The sequence below is a fragment of the Pseudomonas laurylsulfatiphila genome (assembly GCF_002934665.1).
Lineage (GTDB): Bacteria > Pseudomonadota > Gammaproteobacteria > Pseudomonadales > Pseudomonadaceae > Aquipseudomonas > Aquipseudomonas laurylsulfatiphila.
The window spans coordinates 299260-320980 of record NZ_NIRS01000003.1; the positions used below are offsets into that span (position 1 = coordinate 299260).

At 60.6% G+C, this 21721-nt stretch carries 22 protein-coding genes; 11 read left to right on the plus strand and 11 right to left on the minus strand.

Annotation, left to right across the window (positions count from 1 at the left end; genetic code table 11):
- The first annotated feature begins 59 nt into the window (after positions 1-59).
- The 3 genes from fabA to CD175_RS11830 all read left to right on the plus strand — a co-directional run bounded on the left by fabA (position 60) and on the right by CD175_RS11830 (position 2325).
- Positions 60-575 carry a 3-hydroxyacyl-[acyl-carrier-protein] dehydratase FabA gene (gene fabA, locus CD175_RS11820; RefSeq protein WP_003227150.1) on the plus strand — a complete coding sequence of 172 codons (516 nt, stop codon included), beginning with the start codon at positions 60-62 and terminating at the stop codon, positions 573-575.
- A gap of 11 nt (positions 576-586) precedes the next feature.
- Positions 587-1807, plus strand: a complete 1221-nt coding sequence (gene fabB, locus CD175_RS11825) for a beta-ketoacyl-ACP synthase I (RefSeq protein ID WP_007974551.1) — start codon at positions 587-589, stop codon at positions 1805-1807.
- A gap of 329 nt (positions 1808-2136) precedes the next feature.
- Entirely contained in the window at positions 2137-2325 is a 189-nt protein-coding gene (locus CD175_RS11830) for a hypothetical protein (protein WP_056728002.1), read from the plus strand.
- A 58-nt stretch (positions 2326-2383) separates the two neighbouring features.
- On the opposite strand, the gene CD175_RS11835 is transcribed toward CD175_RS11830, so the two are convergent.
- The 8 genes from CD175_RS11835 to CD175_RS11870 form a co-directional block, all read right to left on the minus strand.
- Positions 2384-3331 carry a hypothetical protein gene (locus tag CD175_RS11835; RefSeq protein WP_104449050.1) on the minus strand — a complete coding sequence of 316 codons (948 nt, stop codon included), beginning with the start codon at positions 3329-3331 and terminating at the stop codon, positions 2384-2386.
- 186 nt (positions 3332-3517) lie between these two features.
- Entirely contained in the window at positions 3518-4060 is a 543-nt protein-coding gene (locus tag CD175_RS11840; protein ID WP_007974544.1) for a DUF2058 domain-containing protein, read from the minus strand.
- 28 nt (positions 4061-4088) lie between these two features.
- On the minus strand, positions 4089-4922 hold the full coding sequence (mazG, locus tag CD175_RS11845; RefSeq protein WP_104449051.1) for a nucleoside triphosphate pyrophosphohydrolase: 834 nt from the start codon (positions 4920-4922) through the stop codon (positions 4089-4091).
- 134 nt (positions 4923-5056) lie between these two features.
- Positions 5057-7300: a GTP diphosphokinase gene (relA, locus tag CD175_RS11850; RefSeq protein WP_104449052.1), complete on the minus strand. Its 2244-nt coding sequence runs from the start codon at positions 7298-7300 to the stop codon at positions 5057-5059.
- A 122-nt stretch (positions 7301-7422) separates the two neighbouring features.
- A complete protein-coding gene (gene rlmD / locus CD175_RS11855) occupies positions 7423-8775 on the minus strand; it encodes a 23S rRNA (uracil(1939)-C(5))-methyltransferase RlmD (RefSeq protein WP_104449053.1) in 1353 nt (450 codons plus the stop codon).
- Complete coding sequence (cysM, locus tag CD175_RS11860; protein WP_015096444.1) at positions 8775-9677, minus strand: cysteine synthase CysM; 903 nt, start codon at positions 9675-9677, stop codon at positions 8775-8777. Before cysM ends, rlmD begins: the two co-directional genes overlap by 1 nt.
- 223 nt (positions 9678-9900) lie before the next feature.
- Positions 9901-11322 (minus strand): sensor histidine kinase, encoded by a 1422-nt coding sequence (locus CD175_RS11865; protein ID WP_104449054.1) that lies wholly within the window; start codon positions 11320-11322, stop codon positions 9901-9903.
- Complete coding sequence (locus CD175_RS11870) at positions 11312-12031, minus strand: response regulator transcription factor (RefSeq protein ID WP_104449055.1); 720 nt, start codon at positions 12029-12031, stop codon at positions 11312-11314. Before CD175_RS11870 ends, CD175_RS11865 begins: the two co-directional genes overlap by 11 nt.
- Before the next feature lie 215 nt (positions 12032-12246).
- Here CD175_RS11870 and CD175_RS11875 point away from each other — a divergent pair, with 215 nt between their 5' ends.
- The 4 genes from CD175_RS11875 to CD175_RS11890 all read left to right on the plus strand — a co-directional run bounded on the left by CD175_RS11875 (position 12247) and on the right by CD175_RS11890 (position 17009).
- Positions 12247-15000 (plus strand): response regulator, encoded by a 2754-nt coding sequence (locus CD175_RS11875; RefSeq protein ID WP_104449056.1) that lies wholly within the window; start codon positions 12247-12249, stop codon positions 14998-15000.
- Between the two features lie 100 nt (positions 15001-15100).
- The gene (locus CD175_RS11880; protein ID WP_104449057.1) at positions 15101-16093 is read left to right on the plus strand and encodes a 2-hydroxyacid dehydrogenase; all 993 of its coding nucleotides are present in this window, start codon (positions 15101-15103) and stop codon (positions 16091-16093) included.
- 77 nt (positions 16094-16170) lie between these two features.
- A complete protein-coding gene (locus tag CD175_RS11885) occupies positions 16171-16605 on the plus strand; it encodes a hypothetical protein (RefSeq protein WP_015096451.1) in 435 nt (144 codons plus the stop codon).
- Positions 16605-17009: an META domain-containing protein gene (locus CD175_RS11890; protein ID WP_104449058.1), complete on the plus strand. Its 405-nt coding sequence runs from the start codon at positions 16605-16607 to the stop codon at positions 17007-17009. The genes CD175_RS11885 and CD175_RS11890 overlap by 1 nt, the downstream gene beginning before the upstream one ends.
- Before the next feature lie 86 nt (positions 17010-17095).
- Here CD175_RS11890 and CD175_RS11895 read toward each other — a convergent pair whose 3' ends face one another.
- Complete coding sequence (locus CD175_RS11895) at positions 17096-17563, minus strand: TlpA disulfide reductase family protein (RefSeq protein WP_104449059.1); 468 nt, start codon at positions 17561-17563, stop codon at positions 17096-17098.
- A 114-nt stretch (positions 17564-17677) separates the two neighbouring features.
- Between CD175_RS11895 and arsC the strand changes: the two genes are divergently transcribed.
- Genes arsC through CD175_RS11910 form a run of 3 tightly spaced genes read left to right on the plus strand, consistent with a single transcriptional unit; the run spans position 17678 to position 19051 of the window.
- Positions 17678-18031, plus strand: a complete 354-nt coding sequence (gene arsC, locus CD175_RS11900; protein WP_104449060.1) for an arsenate reductase (glutaredoxin) — start codon at positions 17678-17680, stop codon at positions 18029-18031.
- Entirely contained in the window at positions 18028-18624 is a 597-nt protein-coding gene (wrbA, locus tag CD175_RS11905) for an NAD(P)H:quinone oxidoreductase (RefSeq protein WP_104449061.1), read from the plus strand. Before arsC ends, wrbA begins: the two co-directional genes overlap by 4 nt.
- Position 18625: 1 nt before the next feature.
- On the plus strand, positions 18626-19051 hold the full coding sequence (locus CD175_RS11910; RefSeq protein ID WP_104449062.1) for a DUF2069 domain-containing protein: 426 nt from the start codon (positions 18626-18628) through the stop codon (positions 19049-19051).
- A gap of 88 nt (positions 19052-19139) precedes the next feature.
- On the opposite strand, the gene CD175_RS11915 is transcribed toward CD175_RS11910, so the two are convergent.
- Both CD175_RS11915 and ttcA read right to left on the minus strand, forming a co-directional pair.
- Positions 19140-19814, minus strand: coding sequence for a DNA-3-methyladenine glycosylase I (locus CD175_RS11915; protein ID WP_104449063.1), 675 nt, complete (start codon positions 19812-19814; stop codon positions 19140-19142).
- A gap of 128 nt (positions 19815-19942) precedes the next feature.
- Positions 19943-20767: a tRNA 2-thiocytidine(32) synthetase TtcA gene (ttcA, locus tag CD175_RS11920; protein WP_104449064.1), complete on the minus strand. Its 825-nt coding sequence runs from the start codon at positions 20765-20767 to the stop codon at positions 19943-19945.
- 344 nt (positions 20768-21111) lie between these two features.
- Here ttcA and CD175_RS11925 point away from each other — a divergent pair, with 344 nt between their 5' ends.
- Positions 21112-21714 (plus strand): Yip1 family protein, encoded by a 603-nt coding sequence (locus tag CD175_RS11925; protein ID WP_015096459.1) that lies wholly within the window; start codon positions 21112-21114, stop codon positions 21712-21714.
- Positions 21715-21721 lie beyond the last annotated feature (7 nt).

A 21721-nucleotide genomic window follows, 5' to 3' on the forward strand; every position in this document is an offset into this window, starting at 1 on the left:
GCTTCGATCGGCCGGGAAGATTTGCCCCACCTGCCGCATGGGACTATTGAGGAGCTCGCATGACCAAACAAAACGCCTTTACCCGGGAAGACCTGCTGCGCTGCAGTCGCGGTGAGCTGTTCGGCCCAGGTAACGCGCAACTGCCCGCCCCGAACATGCTGATGGTTGATCGCATCACCCTGATCAGCGAAGAAGGTGGCAAGTACGGCAAAGGTGAATTGGTCGCCGAGCTGGATATCAATCCGGACCTGTGGTTCTTCGCCTGCCACTTCGAAGGCGATCCGGTGATGCCGGGCTGCCTGGGCCTCGACGCCATGTGGCAACTGGTCGGCTTCTTCCTGGGCTGGCAAGGCCTGCCGGGCCGTGGCCGTGCGCTGGGTTCGGGCGAAGTGAAATTCTTCGGCCAGGTCCTGCCGACCGCCAAGAAAGTCACCTATAACATTCATATCAAGCGCGTCCTCAAGGGCAAGCTGAACCTGGCCATCGCCGACGGTTCGGTCACTGTCGACGGTCGCGAAATCTACACCGCCGAAGGCCTCCGGGTCGGCGTGTTCACCTCCACTGACAACTTCTAAGGGTTATCCGCATGCGCCGCGTCGTTATCACTGGTCTGGGCATCGTTTCTTGCCTGGGCAATGACAAAGAGACCGTCTCCGCTAACCTGCGTGCAAGCCGCCCTGGCATCCGGTTCAACCCGGAATATGCCGAAATGGGTCTGCGTAGCCAGGTTTCCGGCTCCATCGACCTCAACCTTGAAGAACTGATCGATCGCAAGATCTATCGCTTCGTCGGCCACGCGGCAGCTTATGCCTACCTGGCCATGAAAGACGCCATCACCGACTCGGGCCTGACCGAAGAGCAGGTATCCAACCCGCGTACCGGCCTGATCGCCGGCTCCGGTGGCGCATCGACCCTGAACCAGATGGAAGCGCTGGACATCCTGCGCGAGAAAGGCGTCAAGCGCGTCGGCCCATACCGCGTCACGCGGACCATGAGCAGCACCGTTTCCGCTTGCCTGGCCACTCCGTTCAAGATCAAGGGCCTGAACTACTCCATCGCTTCTGCCTGCGCCACCAGTGCTCACTGCATCGGTACCGCCATGGAACAGATCCAGATGGGCAAGCAGGACATCGTCTTCGCCGGTGGCGGTGAAGAAGAGCACTGGAGCCAGTCGTTCCTGTTCGACGCCATGGGCGCCCTGTCCAGCAAGCGCAACGACACCCCGGAAAAAGCCTCCCGTGCCTACGACGCTGACCGTGACGGTTTCGTCATCGCCGGCGGTGGCGGCATGGTCGTGGTCGAAGAGCTGGAACACGCTCTGGCCCGTGGCGCGAAAATCTACGCGGAAATCGTCGGCTACGGCGCGACTTCCGACGGCTACGACATGGTTGCCCCGAGCGGCGAAGGCGCGATCCGCTGCATGCAGCAGGCGCTGTCCACCGTCGACACCCCGATCGACTACCTGAACACCCACGGCACCTCGACCCCGGTCGGCGACGTCGCGGAAATGAAAGGCGTGCGTGAAGTGTTCGGCGACAAGGCTCCGGCCATCAGCTCCACCAAGAGCCTGTCGGGTCACTCCCTGGGCGCCGCCGGCGTTCACGAAGCGATCTACTGCATGCTGATGATGGAAGGCAACTTCATTGCCGGCTCCGCCAACATCGACGAGCTGGACCCTGAAGTGGCCGACCTGCCGGTGCTGACCAAGACCCGCGAAAACGCCACCATCAACACCGTGATGAGCAACAGCTTCGGTTTCGGTGGCACCAACGCCACGCTGGTACTGAAGCGCTGGGAAGGTAAGTAATTTCCCGCAGCTGAGCCGCACATGAAAACGCCCCGACTGGTTCGGGGCGTTTTTTTGCTGCCGCTTTTTTGTAGGAGCTGCCGCAGGCTGCGATCTTTTGATCTTCATAAGCAGAGATCGCAGCCTGCGGCAGCGCCTGCAAGATGAAACGTTTGTCATGAAACTCAATGACCTGCGACCGAATGTCGCGCATTTAGCGGGCTGCAGGACTGTTTCCGTTTTTGCAAAAAACCGTTACCAAACTCAGCCATTTACTTAGCAAGCTACCAAACTCTATAACAGAGGCCTGCACACGCCTTGCTGCAGATAACAGAGATTGGAGCTAGCAGATGACTGTAAAAGTAACTGAACGCGACGATTCACATAAGTCCCACGAGGGTGTAGCCGCCGGTATCCGGATCTGGGACGTGCACCAACAAGACCTGCTGGTCGGTATGTTCCATTCCGAGACCGACGCGCAAAACTACAGGGCCGAACTGGAAATGCTCGAGCGTAAACGCGAGCTCGCAACCGGTTGAAAACAGACTCGACCACGGTGCAGCCTGCCCTTTCCCCGCCAGGCAGGCTGCATCCACATCAGACAACCTCGATCAGCGTCAAATGAAGGTCATCTTCGATTGGCACCGAAGGAATACTTTCAACAATCCAGCCCGCTTGAAGCCTGACCACCTCGACCTCGCCATCGCCCATTCCGTCATTGCGGATCGAAAACTGCAGCGATGACGGATGACGCTTGGCATAATCGAAACTCATGCCACAGGCGATCAGGAAATCGATTTTTGCCTCGGTCAACTCAACTTGAATATCGCGCTCGCCTTCTTTCAGGCTGTAGTAATCCAGGCACAAGTTGATTGCAAAAGGGCAGCCATTGACGAGGCTGTTGATGAATCTCCCTTCATAACCACCGAAATAACTGTGTTCAGCCCGCACGCTGCTGAGCTTCTTCACCCTGACTTCGATTTCCTCGGAAATCTTGAACAGCCAAAAGTCCCCCTCCGAAGCCAGGTGTTTGCCAAAGTCGATACCTGATACATGGCGCTTCGGCCACATCGACATCAATGGCATATTGAGTTCATATTCTTTATTGGTGATCGCCAGCAAGTAATTAATAACGTCGTAATAACTCGACTCACCTTCTCCAACCTTGATGAGGGTCGCACAGCTTCCCGCCAGCAATACGATCTTGCCATAGCGCTCCACTGGCAGTTCGGTCATCAATAAAGCTACGCACGCTGGCACTTTCTCCAGGTAGGCAGCGTTCAGCTCATGGAGCTCCTCTTCATTACGTACCTCGCGCCAGGGAATGTTCCAGAAGAACTCAGGCAGGGTAAAAAAAACACAAGCGGTCTCGCCATGATCCTCGCGAGCAGCTTTTGCAGCGATCTTGATTTTTCGGCGTACAAGCTCGGCACGAGCGACAAGTTCATCGTCCAGATAATCGCGAATGGATTGTCCCAGCGGTCGCGACTGTGAAAGCTGCGACTTGAAAGTGGGTTGGCGTAACGAAGCGATACTGACAAACATTTATTCCATCCTTGGATACTAAAGTTCATTCCATTTGTTTTCTCCGACACAAACATCCTTATAAAAAGATATTATTTTCCGGCAAAAGAAAACCCGAAAGATCGTATCGATACAATCTTTCGGGCTCAACGTATAATTCATGCAAAGTACTAGCAAACATGTAAGCCCGCTAGGACATTGAATCTGTTACCACATCAGGTCATCAGGAATCTGATAGGCCGCGTACGGATCGTCCTCGGCGATGACTTCTTCAGTCTGCACATTGAGCTGCACGATGCGCTGCGGATCGCGCTCCTGAATCTTCAACGCCGCCTCGCGTGGAATCACTTCGTAGCCGCCAGCGTGATGCACGATGGCCAACGATCCACTGCTGAGCTTGTTGCGCATCAGGGTGTTGACGCAGATGCGCTTGACCTTCTTGTCGTCGACGAAATTGTAGTAATCCTCGGTCGTCAGTTTCGGCAGGCGCGAGACTTCGATCAGTTGCTTGACCTGCGCGGCACGGGCCTTGGCCTCGGCTTTCTCCTGCTGCTGGCGGTTGAGCTCCTGATCGCGCTTGACCTTCTCGGCCATGGCTTCCTGCGCCGCGCGCTGCTGGGAGTCATCCAGCTCGATCTGGCCTTTGTGGGCCAGGCGTTGTTGTTTCTGCTTGTCTTTGCTGACCTGCTTGGCCTGCTTCTGGTTGACCAGCCCTGCTTTGAGCAACTGGTCGCGAAGGGAAATGCTCATGGTGCTTATTACTCACTTGGGCCACGGCTCAACCGCAGCTGGGCAAATTCTTTTCCTGACGTTTGGCTTCGCCCCACAAGGCGTCCAACTCTTCGAGGGTGCAATCTTCTATGGGACGATGGGTATCGCGCAATGCCTGTTCGATAAAACGAAAGCGTCTTTCAAACTTGCCGTTGGCGCCACGCAGTGCGGTTTCCGGATCAACCTTGAGATGCCGCGCCAGATTGACCACGGAAAACAGCAGGTCGCCGATCTCGTCGGCCACGGCTTCGGGATCGTTTTCCGACATGGCTTCGAGCACTTCATCGAGCTCCTCACGCACTTTATCGAGCACCGGCAAGGCGTCCGGCCAGTCGAAGCCGACCTGCCCTGCACGCTTCTGCAATTTTGCCGAGCGCGACAGCGCCGGCAATGCAGCGGGGACGTCATCGAGCAACGACAACTGCTCGGGTGCCGAAGATTTCTCCGCGCGCTCTTCGGCCTTGATCTCTTCCCAGCGCTGCTTGACCTGCTCTTCACTCAGGCGCGGGACATCCAGAGGCGCATACAGGTCACCGGTGGGGAACACGTGGGGATGACGGCGGATCAGTTTGCGGGTGATGCTGTCGACTACACCGGCGAACTCGAAGCGCCCTTCTTCGCGAGCCAGCTGGCTGTAATACACCACCTGGAACAGCAGATCGCCCAGCTCGCCCTGCAAGTGATCAAAGTCACCGCGCTCGATCGCGTCGGCGACTTCGTAGGCTTCCTCAAGGGTGTGCGGGACGATGGTGGCGTAAGTTTGCTTGATGTCCCATGGGCAACCGTACTGCGGGTCACGCAGGCGGTTCATGAGGTGCAGCAGGTCTTCAAGTGAATACATTTATTAAACTCTGCGAGAACCTGTGGGAGCGAGCTTGCTCGCGATAGCGGTCTGTCAGACAACACATGTGCTGAATGTTAAGCCGTCATCGCGAGCAAGCTCGCTCCCACAGTGGATCGACGCTAAACATGCCATCACGGCGTACGGTTACGCCGCGTTTCGATGATGTTCGGCAACTGGGAAATCCGCCCCAACAACCGCCCCAATGCATCCAGCCCCGGAATCTCGATGGTCAGGGACATCAGCGCGGTGTTGTCCTCCTTGTTGGAGCGGGTGTTGACCGCCAGCACGTTGATCCGCTCGTTGAGCAGCACCTGCGACACATCACGCAGCAAGCCGGAACGGTCGTAGGCGCGGATGACGATGTCCACCGGATAGGTGAGCACCGGTACCGGCCCCCAACTGACCTGGATGATCCGCTCGGGCTCGCGCCCGGCCAGCTGCAACACCGAGGCGCAGTCCTGGCGGTGAATGCTCACACCGCGGCCCTGAGTGATGTAGCCGACGATGGCATCGCCCGGCAACGGCTGGCAGCAGCCGGCCATCTGGGTCATCAGGTTGCCGACACCCTGGATCTGGATATCACCGCGCTTGCCCGGTTTGTAGCCGGTGGCCTTGCGTGGAATCAGTTCCAGCTGTTCGTTGCCGCGCTCCGGCTCGACCAGTTGCTGCGCCAGGTTGACCAATTGCGCCAGACGCAAGTCGCCGGCACCAAGGGCGGCGAACAGGTCTTCGGCGGTTTTCATGTTGGCCTTGTCGGCCAGCTTGTCGAAATCCACCGCCGGCAGACCGAGGCGATTGAGCTCGCGCTCAAGCAAGGTTTTACCGGCCGCGACGTTCTGGTCGCGAGCCTGCAGCTTGAACCAGTGAACAATCTTCGCCCGTGCCCGCGACGTGGTGACGTAACCCAGGTTCGGGTTCAGCCAGTCACGGCTCGGGGTGCCGTGCTTGCTGGTGATGATCTCGACCTGTTCACCGGTTTGCAGGCTGTAGTTGAGCGGCACGATGCGCCCGTTGATCTTGGCGCCACGGCAGTTATGACCGATTTCGGTGTGTACGCGGTAGGCGAAGTCCAGCGGCGTCGCGCCCTTCGGCAAGTCGATGGCATGGCCGTCCGGGGTGAAGATATAGACCCGGTCCGGCTCGATATCGACCCGCAGCTGTTCGGCCAGGCCACCGATGTCGCCCAGCTCTTCGTGCCACTCCAGCACCTGACGCAGCCAGGAGATTTTCTCTTCGTAGTGATTGGAACCGGACTTGACGTCGGTACCCTTGTAGCGCCAGTGCGCACACACGCCGAGCTCGGCTTCCTCATGCATCGCGTGGGTGCGGATCTGCACTTCCAGCACCTTGCCCTCAGGCCCGATCACCGCCGTGTGCAGCGAGCGATAGCCGTTTTCCTTGGGGTTGGCGATGTAGTCGTCGAACTCTTTCGGGATGTGCCGCCACAGGGTGTGGACAATGCCGAGCGCGGTGTAGCAGTCGCGCATTTCCGGCACCAGCACGCGAACGGCACGCACGTCGTAGATCTGGCTGAACTCCAGCCCCTTGCGCTGCATTTTGCGCCAGATCGAATAGATGTGTTTGGCCCGGCCGCTGATGTCGGCATCGACGCCGGTGGCCTGCAATTCGTTTTTCAGCTGGCTCATCACGTCGCTGATGAAGCGCTCGCGATCCAGTCGCCGCTCATGGAGCAACTTGGCGATCTGCTTGTACTGCTCCGGCTCCAGGTAACGGAAGGACAAGTCTTCCAGTTCCCACTTGATGTGGCCGATACCCAGGCGGTGGGCCAGTGGCGCATAAATGTCGAAGACTTCACGGGCCACGCGGTTGCGCTTTTCGTCATCGGCGGTTTTCACCGCACGGATGGCGCACGTGCGTTCGGCCAGCTTGATCAGGGCAACGCGAACGTCGTCGACCATGGCCACCAGCATCTTGCGCAGGTTTTCCACCTGGCCCTGGGTGCCCAGCACCAGGGATTTGCGCGGGCTCAGGCTGTCGCTGATCGCGGCCATGCGCTGCACGCCATCGATGAGTTTGGCCACCACAGGACCGAAGCGCTGGCTGACCGCCGGCAACTTGATCTGGCCTTCGCGTACGCCTCGATACAGGATCGCGGCGACCAAAGAGTCCTGGTCGAGTTTGAGATCGGCGAGGATCTCGGCGATCTCAAGCCCGGTACGAAAAGTCGAGTTACCTTCCGACCACAGATTCTGTGCCGCATTGGCTTGTTGCTCGGCCTCGCGAGCGTACTCGCAGGCTTCCTTCAAGGCTTCGCGATCCAGTGCCAGATCGACACTCACCGCGTGATCGAGCCAAGCCTCGAGATTGATACTGCCGTCGGTGTTGATCGGCTGGTGTGCTCTCACCTGTACCATCTTGCTTACCTTCCCTACGACGCAGATTCAATGCGTCAAATCGCTGACCTTCGTTGCCGGTGCGCCCACGTCGGGCTCGGTGCGCGGCTGCACGGGCGGGCCAGTCGGACCAGACGAGCATCCTAGCTCGCTTCAAATAACGCCATGGCCTCGACATGTGCCGTTTGAGGAAACATATCGAGAATCCCGGCACGTTTTAACCGGTAGCCCTGCTTGATCAATTCGACCGTGTCGCGCGCCAGCGTTGCCGGGTTGCATGACACATACACCAACCGCTCGGCGCCCAGGGTCTTGAGCTTGCGCACAACCTCGAAAGCACCGTCACGCGGTGGGTCCAAGAGTACCGCACAAAAGCCTTCGGCGGCCCATTCGGCGTCCGTCAAAGGCTGGGATAAATCGGCCTGAAAAAACTTCGCGTTATGCAGATTGTTGCTAGCGGCATTCGCCGCCGCCCGGTCGACCATCACCTGCACACCTTCCACGGCCACCACTTCGCGAGCGGCCTTGGCCAGCGGCAAGGCAAAGTTGCCCAGGCCGCAGAACAGATCGAGTACGCGCTCATCCGCCGTCGGCTTCAACCAGTCCAACGCCTGGGCGACCATCGCTTCGTTGACGCCGGCGTTGACCTGGATGAAATCTCCCGGCCGATACGCCAGCTCCAGGTCCCACTGTTCAAGACGATAGCCCAACGACTGACCGGCCTCGACCGGTTGCGGTTCACCGTCGCCATGCAGCCACAACTGAGCCTCATGGAACGCGCAGAAATCCTTGAGGATGGTCATGTCACTTTCAGACAACGGCGCCATGTGCCGCAGCAAAACCGCCAGCGTCGAGCCGCTGAACAACTCCACGTGTCCCAGTGCCTGAGGTTTGCTCAAGCGCCGCAGCATTTCCGGCAAGCGGGCCATGATCGGTTGCAAGGGCTGTACCAGCACCGGGCAATCATCGATGCCAACGATGTCCTGGCTGCCGGCGGCACGGAACCCGACTTCGAGTTTTTTCGCCTTCATGTCCCAGCGCACCGCCACGCGGGCGCGGCGTCGGTAGGCGAATTCCGCACCGCTCAAAGGCGGCGCCCACTCTTCGGGTTCGACGCCCGCGACCTTCGACAACTGCTCGGCGAGCATGCGCTGTTTCAGGGCAAGTTGTTCGATATGAGGCAGATGCTGCACGCTGCAACCGCCGCAACGGCCGGCATGGGCGCACGGTGCCGGGCGGCGCAATTCGCTGGCCTTGAACACCCGTTCGGTGCGCGCCTCGACCACTTTGCCGTGGGCGCCGAGCACACGCGCTTCAATCTCTTCACCGGCCAACGCGCCGATGACGAACCAGGTGCGACCTTCGAAAAACGCGATACCGCGACCGTCATTGGCCAGGCGCTCGATGGTCAGGCGCTGCTTTTTACCGGTCGGGATTTGCGGGGCCTTGCTGCCACCGGTGGGCTGGAAGCGCAGGCCTCTTTCATGCTTGGCCATCAGTTGGGCGCGTCGAAAATGCCGGTCGACAGGTAACGGTCGCCACGGTCGCAGATGATCGCGACGATCACCGCGTTTTCAACTTCTTTGGACAGGCGCAGCATTGCCGCCACGGCACCGCCCGAGGACACGCCACAGAAAATGCCTTCTTCGCGGGCCAGCCGACGGGTCACGTCTTCGGCTTCGCTTTGGGCCATGTCGACGATCCGGTCCACGCGGTCAGCCTGGTAGATCTTCGGCAGGTATTCCTGGGGCCAGCGGCGGATGCCCGGGATCGCCGAGCCTTCCATCGGTTGCAGGCCGATGATCTGCACGTTGTCGTTCTGCTCTTTCAAGTAGCGCGACACGCCCATGATGGTCCCGGTGGTGCCCATGGAGCTGACGAAATGGGTGATGGTGCCCTCGGTCTGGCGCCAGATTTCCGGGCCGGTGGTGGTGTAGTGCGCTTCGGGGTTATCACCGTTGGCGAACTGATCCAGTACCTTGCCGCGACCTTCGGCTTCCATCTTCTGCGCGAGGTCACGGGCGCCTTCCATGCCCTGTTCCTGGCTGACCAGGATCAGTTCGGCGCCATAGGCGGTCATGGCCGCCTTGCGTTCGGCGCTGGAGTTGTCCGGCATGATCAGGATCATCTTGTAACCCTTGATCGCCGCGGCCATGGCCAGGGCGATCCCGGTGTTGCCCGAGGTCGCTTCGATCAGCGTATCGCCGGCATGGATCTGCCCGCGCAGTTCGGCGCGGGTGATCATCGACAGCGCCGGACGGTCCTTGACCGAACCCGCCGGGTTGTTCCCCTCGAGCTTGAGCAAAAGGGTATTGCTGGTGGCGCCGGGCAGGCGCTGCAAACGGACCAGCGGAGTGTTGCCGACGCAATCGGCGATGGTTGGGTACTGCAAGGTCATGGCGTATTCGCAATCCAGACTGCGGGGGCGCCTATCATACCGGCAAACCTCGGAAGGCCATATCACGCAAAGTGTGGTGCTTATGGTTTATGGGAATAAGCGGCAAGCTTCGAGCTGCAAGCGGCAAGTGGCGGTGCCACTCGGAGCATGAAAAACAGGGGTTGTTGTGGTGGGAGTGAGGGCCTCATCGCGAGCAGGCTCGCTCCCACAGGGGATGGGGTGATCACAGGTTTCGCGGTTCAAACACAGTCAGTGTGGGAGCGGGCTTGCCCGCGATGGCGTCGGCACTGGCGCTACTCACATCCGCCAACAAGCGCATATTCAAGCGCAACCCGGTCCCGGTGTTTTGCGCCCAAAGCTGTCCGCCCTGACGCTGTACTGCATTACGAGCGATACTCAAGCCCAGGCCGAATCCACCATTGCCTGGTCGCGAACCGTCGAGTCGGGTAAACGGCAGGAAGATCCGCTCCAGATCAGCGTCCGCCACACCGCCGCCCTGATCCTCCAGCCACAGATGCCAGTATTTACCCTCGCACTGTCCGCCAAGGTGGACCACACCGCCCTCGGGCGAATGCCGAATCGCATTGCGCAGAATGTTTTCCAGTGCCTGGGCCAGGGTGTTGAGATGACCGCGAACCCAGCAGGATGCATCCACCGTGCATTGCAGCCGAGTATCAGGCCATCCGCTTTCATAGCAGGCATTCTCCGTGAGCATCTCCCACAGCGCCTGGATCTGGATCGCTTCGTCGGGCAAGCGGGTGCGCTCGGTGTCCAGCCAGGCCAACTGCAGCGTGTCTTCCACCAGGCGCTGCATGCCATCAACCTCCCGGCCGATGCGTTCGCGCAATAGCTCCAGCCCCTGCTCACTTTCACTGGCCACCCGCAAGCGGCTCAGGGGCGTACGCAATTCGTGGGACAGGTCGCGCAGCAGTTGCTGCTGCAAGGCTACGGTACTTTGCAGGCGTTCTGACATGTGATCGAATGCCCTGCCCAACTCGCCCAGCTCATCCGAACGATTGGTGGTCCGGCTCGAGAGCCGTACGTTCAGTTGATCGGCACGCCAGGCATTGGCTTGCGCGCGCAAGTGATTGAGCGGCACCACCAGCAGGCGGTACAGCCCGACGCAAAGTAACAGGGTGAACAATCCCGGAATCAGCCCGTTGGTGATCACCCGCCAGAACAGCCGGTAGTGCCCGGGAACGAAGCGCTCAGGCAACTCGATCACCAGGCTGCCGGCGGACGGGTCACCAGGAAACGGCACACGCATCCAGGGCCGGCCCTTTTTGTGGATGGGCCAATCCAGGCCGCGCAAAAAAGTCAGGCGTTCGACTTCCTTGTCCGTCAGCGATTGGTTGCTCAAGGACTGCAAATCCGCGCCGATGACACCCACCCAGCCTTTTTCCCGCTGATACATGCCTTGCAACCATTCATCGACACCGGCGCTCTGTGTCTGTTGCCATGCCTGCTCAGCTTCGGCGGCATAGCGCGTCAGGGTGCCCCGCGCTTCATCCGAGAGGAACTGGTTGCGCACTTCCATGTAGCGTCCCCAGGACCAACTGAGCCAGATCATCAGCAGACAGAACGCCACCAATAGGCAAGCAAGCTTCCAGAACAGCGAGTGCCTGCCCGGCAGGTTACATTTCATCGGCGGCGCTCAGGATGTAACCCTTGCCCCAGACCGTGCGCACTTCGCGCTCGGTGTAGCCAATGGCCTTGAGCTTGCGGCGGATCTGGCTGATGTGCATGTCCAGGCTGCGGTCATGGGCCGCGTAACCGCGCTGCAGCACCTGCTGATAAAGGAAGGCTTTGCTCAAGACTTCGTCGGCGCTGCGGTGCAGTGTCTCCAGCAATCGGTACTCGCTGCGGGTCAGGCCGCCGGCCTGTTCGCCATAAAACACCTCGAAGCTTTCATCGTCGAAACGCAGGCTGTCCATCGAAGGGGCTGGCACCGCGGGGACGGGGCGGCGGTCGAGGGCCACCCGCCGCAGGATGGCTTCAATGCGCACCCGCAACTCCACCATGCTGAAGGGCTTTGGCAGGTAATCGTCGGCCCCCAGGCGAAAGCCGCTGATGCGGTCGGCCTCGGCACCGAGGGCCGACATCAGCAACACCGGGGTGGTATGGCTCTGGCGCAATTGGGTCAGTACCGCCAGACCGTCCATGCCCGGCAGCAGAATATCCATCAGCACCACGTCGAAAGGTTGCCGCCGGGCCATGTCCAGGCCTTCCTGGCCGTTCTGGCACCAGGTCACCTGGAAGCCGCTGCGGTCCAGATGCTCATGCACGTAGGCGCCCAGCACGAGGTCGTCTTCGATGGACAGGATTCGGGGGAGGCTGGCAGTGATGGGAGTCATGACTATCTGCAAATAATTCTCAGTTGAATGATTATTCAAGATTGCCTCGCCAGGGGCAACCCACTGCGTGGCTGGAGCGCCAATGAGCTGCGTGGGCCGACGAATGGCAGCAGCATTTTTACGAAGATTGCCCGCGAGCAAATCGCTACACTGCGCAAGTGCTGCATGGCGGATATTCGTGCAGGTCTATGAATAGCGGGATGCAGGAGAGATGCGTGCTCAAGAAACTGGGAATCAAAGGCCGCGTGCTGTTGCTGACCCTGTTGCCGACCAGCCTGATGGCGTTGGTGCTGGGGGGGTATTTTACCTGGATGCAACAGGCTGACCTGCAAACCCAACTCATGCAGCGCGGCGAAATGATCGCCGAGCAGTTGGCTCCCCTGGCGGCGCCAGCCATGGGCCATCAGGACAACGAACTGCTCGAACGCATCGCCACCCAGGCCCTGGAACAAACCGACGTACGGGCCGTGACCTTCCTGGCTCCCGATCGCACGCTGCTGGCCCACGCCGGCCCGACCATGCTCAACCAGACGCCTTCCGGCGGTGGCACGCAGATGCTGCGCCGCAGTGGCAACGATGCGACCCGCTATCTGCTGCCGGTGTTCGGCAAACACCGCAACCTGGCCGGAGACGTGATTCCCGAAGAAGCCGACCGCCTGCTGGGCTGGGTCGAACTGGAGCTGTCCCATAACAGCATGCTGTTGCGCGGTTACCGCAGCCTGTTCGCCAGCCTGATGTTGATCGCAGCCGGACTGATAGGTGCGGCACTGCTGGCCCTGCGCATGGGTCGCACGATCAACCGGCCACTGAGCCAGATCAAGCAGGCCGTAGCCCAACTCAAGGACGGCCATCTGGAAACCCGCTTGCCGCCCCTCGGCAGCCAGGAGCTGGACGAACTGGCCTCCGGCATCAATCGCATGGCCGGCACCCTGCAAAACGCCCAGGAAGAATTGCAGCACAGCATCGACCAGGCCACCGAAGACGTGCGCCAGAACCTGGAAACCATCGAGATCCAGAACATCGAGCTGGACCTGGCGCGCAAGGAAGCCCTGGAAGCGAGCCGGATCAAGTCCGAATTCCTGGCCAACATGAGTCACGAAATCCGCACGCCGCTCAACGGCATTCTCGGTTTCACCCACCTGTTGCAAAAAAGCGAGCTCACCCCACGCCAGCTCGACTACCTGGGTACCATCGAAAAATCCGCCGACAGCCTGCTGGGCATCATCAACGAGATTCTCGACTTCTCGAAAATCGAGGCCGGCAAGCTGGTGCTCGACCATATTCCGTTCAACCTGCGCGACCTGCTGCAGGACACCCTGACCATCCTCGCCCCCGCCGCCCACGCCAAGCAGCTGGAACTGGTGAGCCTGGTGTACCGGGACACGCCGCTGTCCCTGGTCGGCGACCCGCTGCGGCTCAAGCAGATCCTGACGAACCTGGTGAGCAACGCAATCAAGTTCACCCGTGAAGGCACCATCGTCGCCCGTGCCATGCTCGAAGAAGAGCACGAAGACACCGTGCAACTGCGCATCAGCATTCAGGACACCGGCATCGGTCTGTCCAACCAGGACGTGCGCGCGCTGTTCCAGGCCTTCAGCCAGGCCGACAACTCGCTGTCGCGGCAACCCGGCGGCACGGGCCTCGGCCTGGTGATTTCCAAGCGCCTGATCGAACAGATGGGCGGCGAAATCGGCGTCGACAGCACCCCCGGGGAAGGCTCGGAGTTCTGGATCAGCCTGAGCCTGCCGAAAGCCCGCGACGATGCCGAAGACCTGCCCGCCGCGCCCCTGCTCGGACGTCGGGTGGCGGTGCTGGAAAACCACGAACTGGCCCGGCAGGCGTTGCAGCATCAACTGGAAGACTGCGGCCTGAGCACCACGCCGTTCAATACCCTGGAAAGCCTGACCAATGGCGTCACCGCCGCCCACCAGACCGATCAGGCGATCGACCTCGCCGTGCTCGGCATCACCAGCAACGACATGCCGCCGGAACGCCTCAACCAGCACATCTGGGACCTCGAACACCTTGGCTGCAAAGTGCTGGTGCTGTGCCCGACCACGGAGCAGACGCTGTTCCACCTTTCCGTGCCCAACCCCCACAGCCAGCTCCAGGCGAAACCGGCCTGTACCCGCAAACTGCGACGCTCCCTGTCTGACCTGGTCAGCCCGCGCCCGATGCGCAGCGAGCCCGGCGAACCGGTGTCCAGCCGTGCACCGAAGGTGCTGTGCGTCGATGACAACCCGGCCAACCTGATGCTGGTGCAGACCCTGCTCGAAGACATGGGCGCCAAGGTGCTCGCGGTGGAAAGTGGTTATGCCGCCGTCAAGGCGGTACAGAACGAGACATTCGATCTGGTATTGATGGACGTGCAGATGCCCGGCATGGACGGCCGCCAGAGCACCGAGGCGATTCGCCAGTGGGAAAGCGAGCGGCATTGCACACCGTTGCCGATCGTGGCCCTCACCGCCCACGCCATGGCCAACGAAAAACGCGCACTGCTGCAAAGCGGCATGGACGACTACCTGACCAAACCGATCAGCGAACGACAATTGGCCCAGGTGGTGCTGAAGTGGAGCGGCCTGGCGCTGCGCAATCACAGCCCGGAGCGCTCCGGCGATGGGCACGCCGGCGCCCATGACCTGTTGGTGCTCGACCACGAGGAAGGATTGCGCCTGGCCGCCGGCAAGGCTGATCTGGCCGCAGACATGCTGGCGATGCTGCTCGCCTCCCTGGAAGCAGACCGCGAAGCCATCCGCCTGGCTCAGCAGAGCAATGACCACAACGCCCTGATCGAACGGGTCCATCGCCTGCATGGCGCGACACGCTACTGCGGCGTGCCGCAATTGCGTGCGGCCTGCCAACGCAGCGAAACCTTGCTCAAGCAACAGGACCCGAAAGCCAGCGTGGCACTGGACGAGCTCGACCGGGCGATCAATCGCCTGGCAGCCCACGCGCGAATGAACGCTTGATGCAGCGCAATCGTGGGAATCAAATATCAGCGTAAGCTCACCACCTACTCTGTAGGAGCTGGCTTGCCAGCTCCTACTGGAACGAGGCAAAGAGGAAATGATGCGTACGATTCTTTTCAGCAGCCAGAACTACGACATCGACAGCTTTCTCGCGGCCGGGCAACCGGCCGGCATCGAGCTGCAATTTCAGCCGGCGCGCCTGAGCCTCGACACGGTAGCGCTCGCCCAAGGGTATGAAGTGGTCTGCGCGTTCATCAATGATGACCTCGGTGCGGCAGTGCTCGAGCGCCTGGCCGCTGGAGGCACTCGCCTGATCGCCCTGCGCTCGGCGGGTTACAACCACGTCGACTTGCCAACGGCAAAACGTCTGGGACTGGCTATCGTACGCGTCCCGGCCTATTCGCCCCACGCCGTGGCCGAACACGCAGTGGCACTGATCCTCGCACTCAACCGCCGCTTGCCCCGCGCCTACAACCGCACCCGCGAAGGGGATTTCAGGCTGCAAGGGCTGACCGGTTTCGACCTGGTGGGCAAGACGGTCGGCGTGGTCGGCACCGGGCAGATCGGCGCCACCTTCGCCAAAATCATGAACGGTTTTGGCTGCCGGTTACTGGCCTATGACCCCTCCCCCAACCCGCAGGTCGAAGCCTTGGGCGCGCGCTACCTGAGCCTGCCGCAACTGCTGGCCGAATCGCAGATCATCAGCCTGCACTGCCCGCTCAACGAGCAGAGCAAGCACTTGATCAACCGTGAATCACTGGCGCACATGCAGCCGGGCGCGATGCTGATCAATACCGGACGTGGCGGCCTGGTGGACACTCCGGCGCTGATCGACGCGTTGAAAGACGGTCGCCTCGGCTATCTGGGGCTGGACGTGTATGAGGAGGAGGCGCAACTGTTCTTCGAGGACCGTTCCGACTTGCCGTTGCAAGACGATGTGCTGGCCCGGTTGCTGACCTTTCCTAACGTGATCGTCACCGCGCACCAGGCCTTTCTGACCCACGAAGCGCTGGACGCGATTGCCTCCACCACGTTGCGCAACATCGCCGCCTGGGTGGCGGGCACGCCGGAAAACCTGGTCACGGGAGACTGAAACGGATCGAAGGTCATCGGCCTGCGCGATGCGGCATGCAAGCCCGTGCTAGCATATCGCGCATATTTGGAGGACCCATGGTCGAACACGATTTCCGCTACAGCCTGATGAACCCGCAACACACCCTCACCGAATGCCGCGCCCTGGTGCCGGGGCGCTATCAGGTCACCGGCAACGGTGGCTCGATTCGCAACAACGACGTGCTGGTCGTGACCCTCAAGGGTGCCAAGGACTTGTCCATGCGCCTGACCGTCGAAACGGTTCGCCACCTGATCAATCCGCCCGGCCAATGGGTCGCGGTGGCCAGCGGCCCGGTGTTCGGCGAACTGGCGATCCATACCTGGCAAGTGAACTGCGACAGCTGCGCCAAAGCGCTGAGCTTCGAGTTCGCCGTCGACGCCAAGCTGGGCAACAAGGCCGAAAAACCTGCCGCCACCGCGCGCATTGCCGAGCTGGGCTGGACCACCGTCGGCGAGAAACACCTGTGCCCGAAATGCCAGGAGCCTGCGTGATGAAACGCCTCGCCCTGAGCGCGATGGCCGGTGCCAGCCTGCTGGGCTGCGCCGCCGAGCCGGTGCAGCTTGAACACAATCGCAGCTACATCCTGGAGTGGATCGGCGAGCGGCCGCTGATGGACTACAGCCACCTGACCATCACGCTCGGTGAAGATGGCCGGGCCTACGGCAATGGCGGCTGCAACCACTGGTTCGCGCCGTACACCCTGGATGGCGACAAACTGACCTTCGGCAAAATCGGCAGCACCCGCAAACTGTGCGCGCCGGCGCTGATGGAGCAGGAAAAACGCTTCCTGCAGGCCCTGGAAAACGTCCAGCGCTGGGACGTCTCCCCGATCGAGCAGATGCGCTTCTGGCCAGCCGAAGGCAAGCCGCTGCGTTGGTGGCGTGAAGAGGGTTGATCCGCAAAAAAGATCGCAGCCTTCGGCAGCTCCTACAGGATTAGACGTAAACCTGTAGGAGCTGCCGAAGGCTGCGATCTTTTGCCTTAATTTTTAGCCTGCAACGCCTCAAGCTTCGCCATCACCCCCGCCGCCGTCTGTTCACCCATCAACTGCTCACGTACCTTGCCCTTGTCATCGATGATGTAGGTCACCGGCAATGCCTCGCTGCGCGGCAATTCGAACAATTCGGCAGGATCCTGGGCCAACACCGTGAACTTGATCCCCAGTTTCTCGCTCGCGCCCTTCAGTTCCTGCCCCTGGACGTTGTCGAAGTTAACCCCGAACACACCGATTTTCTTGTCCTTGAGTTGCTCGGCCAGGGTGTTCAACTCCGGAATCTCGGTACGGCAGGGTCCGCACCATTCTGCCCAGTAGTTGAGTACCAGCCATTTGCCGTCCAGTCGGTCGGCGGCGATCTTGTGGCCGTCCTGGTCGATGCCATAGTCATTCCCGCAGCCCCCCAGCATCAACGCTCCGATAATCGCCAATGCTGCTGCCAGTCGCCTTGTCATGTCGTGTTCCTTGTCAAAAATTGAATACGCCTGCGACCCATCGCCTCTCACGGTTCTGGATTGCGCGCTGCACAGTTAGAATAGCCGCCACCTTACGCAAGATGCGACCCGCTCATGACCGATCTGACGCTTTATCACAACCCGCGCTGCTCGAAATCCCGCGGTGCGCTCGAACTGCTTGAAGCCCGTGGCCTGACCCCGACCGTGGTGCGTTACCTGGACACTCCGCTGGACGCCACGCAAATCCAGCACCTGCTGGGCAAGCTGGGGATCAGCGCGCGGCAACTGCTGCGAACCGGCGAGGACGAGTACAAGACCCTTAATCTGGCCGACGGCAGCCTGAGCGAAGCGCAATTGATCGCCGCCATCGCCGCCCACCCGAAACTGATGGAGCGACCGATTCTCGAAGTCGGTGACAAGGCCGTCATCGGTCGTCCACCGGAGCAGATCCTGGAACTGTTGCCATGAGTGCACCTTACATTCTGGTTCTGTACTACAGCCGCAGCGGCTCGACCAACGAAATGGCCCGGCAGATCGCCCGTGGCGTCGAACAGGCCGGGCTTGAGGCCCGCCTGCGCACGGTGCCGGCGATTTCCACCGAGTGCGAAGCCGTTGCGCCGGAGATTCCCGACGAAGGCGCGCTGTATGCCAGCCTCGACGACCTGAAGAACTGCGCCGGCCTGGCACTCGGCAGCCCGACCCGCTTCGGCAATATGGCCGCGCCGCTCAAGTACTTCCTCGACGGCACCAGCAACCTGTGGCTGACCGGCGCCCTGGTGGGTAAACCGGCCGGCGTGTTCACCTCCACCGCGAGCCTGCACGGCGGGCAGGAGACGACCCTGCTGTCGATGATGCTGCCGTTGTTGCACCACGGCATGCTGATCACCGGCCTGCCGTACAGCGAATCGGCACTGCTGGAAACCCAGGGCGGCGGCACGCCATACGGCGCCAGCCACCACGCCGGTGCCGATGGCAAAAGCGGCCTGGATAGCCATGAAGTGGCGCTGTGCCGCGCGCTGGGCATGCGCCTGGCCAAGACTGCACAGAAACTGGAGAGCTGAAGTGGCCAGGAAGCCGAAGATTCTCCCCGCCATTGACTGGCTCGAACCGCGGGTGCGGGCGATGCGCGTCATCAGCCTGCTGTGCTTTTTGGGGCTGGTGGGCCTGCTGTGCGTCTACTACCTGCTGATCGCCGACCTGCATGGCGCCCGGCCATGGGTGATTCTGCTGATCGAACTGGTGCCACTGCTGATACTGGCACCGGGCATGATCGTCGGCAGTCCTCGCGGGCATTCATGGATGTGCTTTGTGGTGAACCTGTATTTCATCAAGGGCGCATTGGCCGCTTATGACCCGAACCGGCAGATTTTCGGTTTGCTGGAGATGGCCGCAAGCCTGGCGGTGTTCTGCTCGGCGTTGCTGTATGTGCGCTGGCGGTATCAGCTGAACCGCAAGCTGGCGGGTGAAGGCGAGATTTCCGTCGCCTGATCGGGCCTCATCGCTGGCAAGCCAGCTCCTACAGAAGGTATGGTGCTTTTGTAGGAGCTGGCTTGCCAGCGATTGAGGCGACTGGGTCTCAATGATTGACGGTGTACGCCAGCATCATCGAAATCTGGCTCATCGGCCGCCCGCCACTTTCCGCATGCCACTGGTTGAACACGTCCTGCACCAACGCCAGGTCGCGCAGACTGCTCGGCACCTTGTCGATGATTTCCTGTGCATTCAAAGCCGCGACCACGTCGTAGCTCGGCACAAAGGTGTCCTTGCCGATCATCCGCAGGAAGCGCGGGGCTGACAGGCCACCCAACTGATGCCCGCGTTTTTTCAGGAAGGTCCAGAGCCCGACGATATCGGTCACCGGCCAGTCGGCGATCAGTTCGCCGAAGCTGCCCTTCTCATGGGCCACGTCCAGTACGAACTGTGCATTGCGCGGCACACTCTTGAGCTTGCCCAGGTGCCGGATGATCCGCGTGTCCTGCATCAGGCGCTCAAGGTGCTCGGCGCTCATCAGCACGACTTTTTCCGGGTCGAACCCGAAAAACACTTCTTCGAAGGCTGGCCACTTGGCGTCCACCAGGCTGTGCTTGAGCCCGGCGCGGAATACCCGGAGCGCCATCATCGAAAGGTAGCGATCGTCGCTGATCTTGCGCAATTGCGCCGGGGTTTTGGGAACGGGCAGGTGGGCTTCCAGTTCAGCCGCCGAACCGAAGCGGTTCAGGCAGTATTCATTGAGCCACTTGTAATCGCGCATGCCCTCTCCTGAGGATTGAAACGAAAAACCATTGTAGGAGCGAGCCTGCTCGCGATGGCGTCGTGTCAGTCAATACTGAAGTGTCTGACAGACCGCTATCGCGAGCAGGCTCGCTCCTACCGTTTTAATCAGAGGTTGACCACGTTGACGAAGCGCGATGCGGCGCTTTCGTCGATCTTGAGGCTGGTGAAGTCAAACAGGTTGCGGTCCGCCAGTTGCGACGGGATCACGTTCTGCAGGCTGCGGAAAATGCTCTCGGTACGGCCCGGGGTCTTGCGTTCCCAGTCCTGCAGCATCTCCTTGACCACCTGACGCTGCAGGTTTTCCTGGGAACCACAGAGGTTGCACGGAATGATCGGGAATTGCTTGAAGTCCGAGTAGGCCTGGATGTCTTTTTCGTTGCAGTAGGCCAGCGGGCGGATCACCACGTTTCGACCATCGTCGGCGCGCAGCTTCGGCGGCATGGCTTTGAGCGAACCGTTGAAGAACATGTTCAGGAAGAACGTTTCGACGATGTCGTCGCGGTGGTGACCCAAGGCCATCTTGGTCGCGCCAATTTCATCGGCAAAGGTGTAGAGCGTGCCGCGACGCAGGCGCGAGCACAGCGAGCACGTGGTCTTGCCTTCCGGAATCAGCTCCTTGACCACCGAATACGTGTCTTTCTCGACGATGTGGTAATCGATACCCAGCTCTTTCAGGTAGGCCGGCAGCACATGCTCCGGGAAGCCCGGCTGCTTCTGGTCCATGTTCACGGCCACGATCTCGAACTTGATCGGCGCGACCTTCTGCAAGTGCATCAGCACATCGAGCATGGTGTAGCTGTCCTTGCCACCGGACAGGCAGACCATGACCTTGTCGCCGTCTTCAATCATGTTGAAATCGGCAACCGCCTCACCGGCCTGTCGGCGAAGGCGCTTTTGCAGTTTGTTCTGGTTGACCGTGAGAGTGCCCATGACGCGAAATCCGTGAGGTGTGACGAAAGGCGGGCATTTTACGCAAAAAATCGACCCGTAGGAGCTGCCGAAGGCTGCGATCTTTTGATTTTGACCTTCGGCGGCGCCGAAATCACCCAAGATCAAAAGATCGCAGCCTTCGGCAGCCCTTACAGACGCAACCGCGATTAGGCCTCGTGTTTACAGCGCGATTTGCTCTAAAGCCCCTGCTCCACCCGGGGAAACTCCTCCCTATACTGCGACATAAGGTCGCTTGCATATTTCAGACCTGTGACTTGCTTGGCCGCATTGGCCCGTAGGCGCTCCACTGGGGGGCGACGGTAAAGACAAGAGGAGTGACTGGCATGATCCATCACGTAGTGGGGCTCTTCACCCACCCTGACCAAGAATGGAAAGAAATCCGTGGCGACCAGGAGGAAAGCATCAGCCACATGTACCTGACCCATACGCTGATCCTGGCGGCTATCCCTGCCGTGTCTGCCTTCATTGGCACCACACAGGTCGGCTGGGTCATCGGCAATCGGCCTCCCGTGATGTTGACCGTGGAAAGCGCGATATGGATGACCGTCATGTCGTACCTGGCGATGCTCGGGGGTGTAGCGGTAATGGGCGCATTCATTCACTGGATGGCCCGCACCTATGACGCCAACCCAAGCCTGGCCCGCTGCATTGCGTTTGCAACCTACACCGCGACACCCTTGTTCATCGGCGGCCTCGCGGCCTTGTACCCGCACTTGTGGCTGGGGATGATCGTCGGCACCGCAGCCATCTGCTACACGGTGTACTTGCTGTATGTGGGCTTACCGACGTTCATGAACATTCCATCTGACGAGGGCTTCCTGTTTTCAAGTTCAGTGCTCGCCGTAGGCCTGGTGGTGCTGGTCGCCATCATGGCGTTCACTGTGATTGTCTGGGGACTCGGCGTGGGGCCGGTCTACACCAATTAGCCGCTCA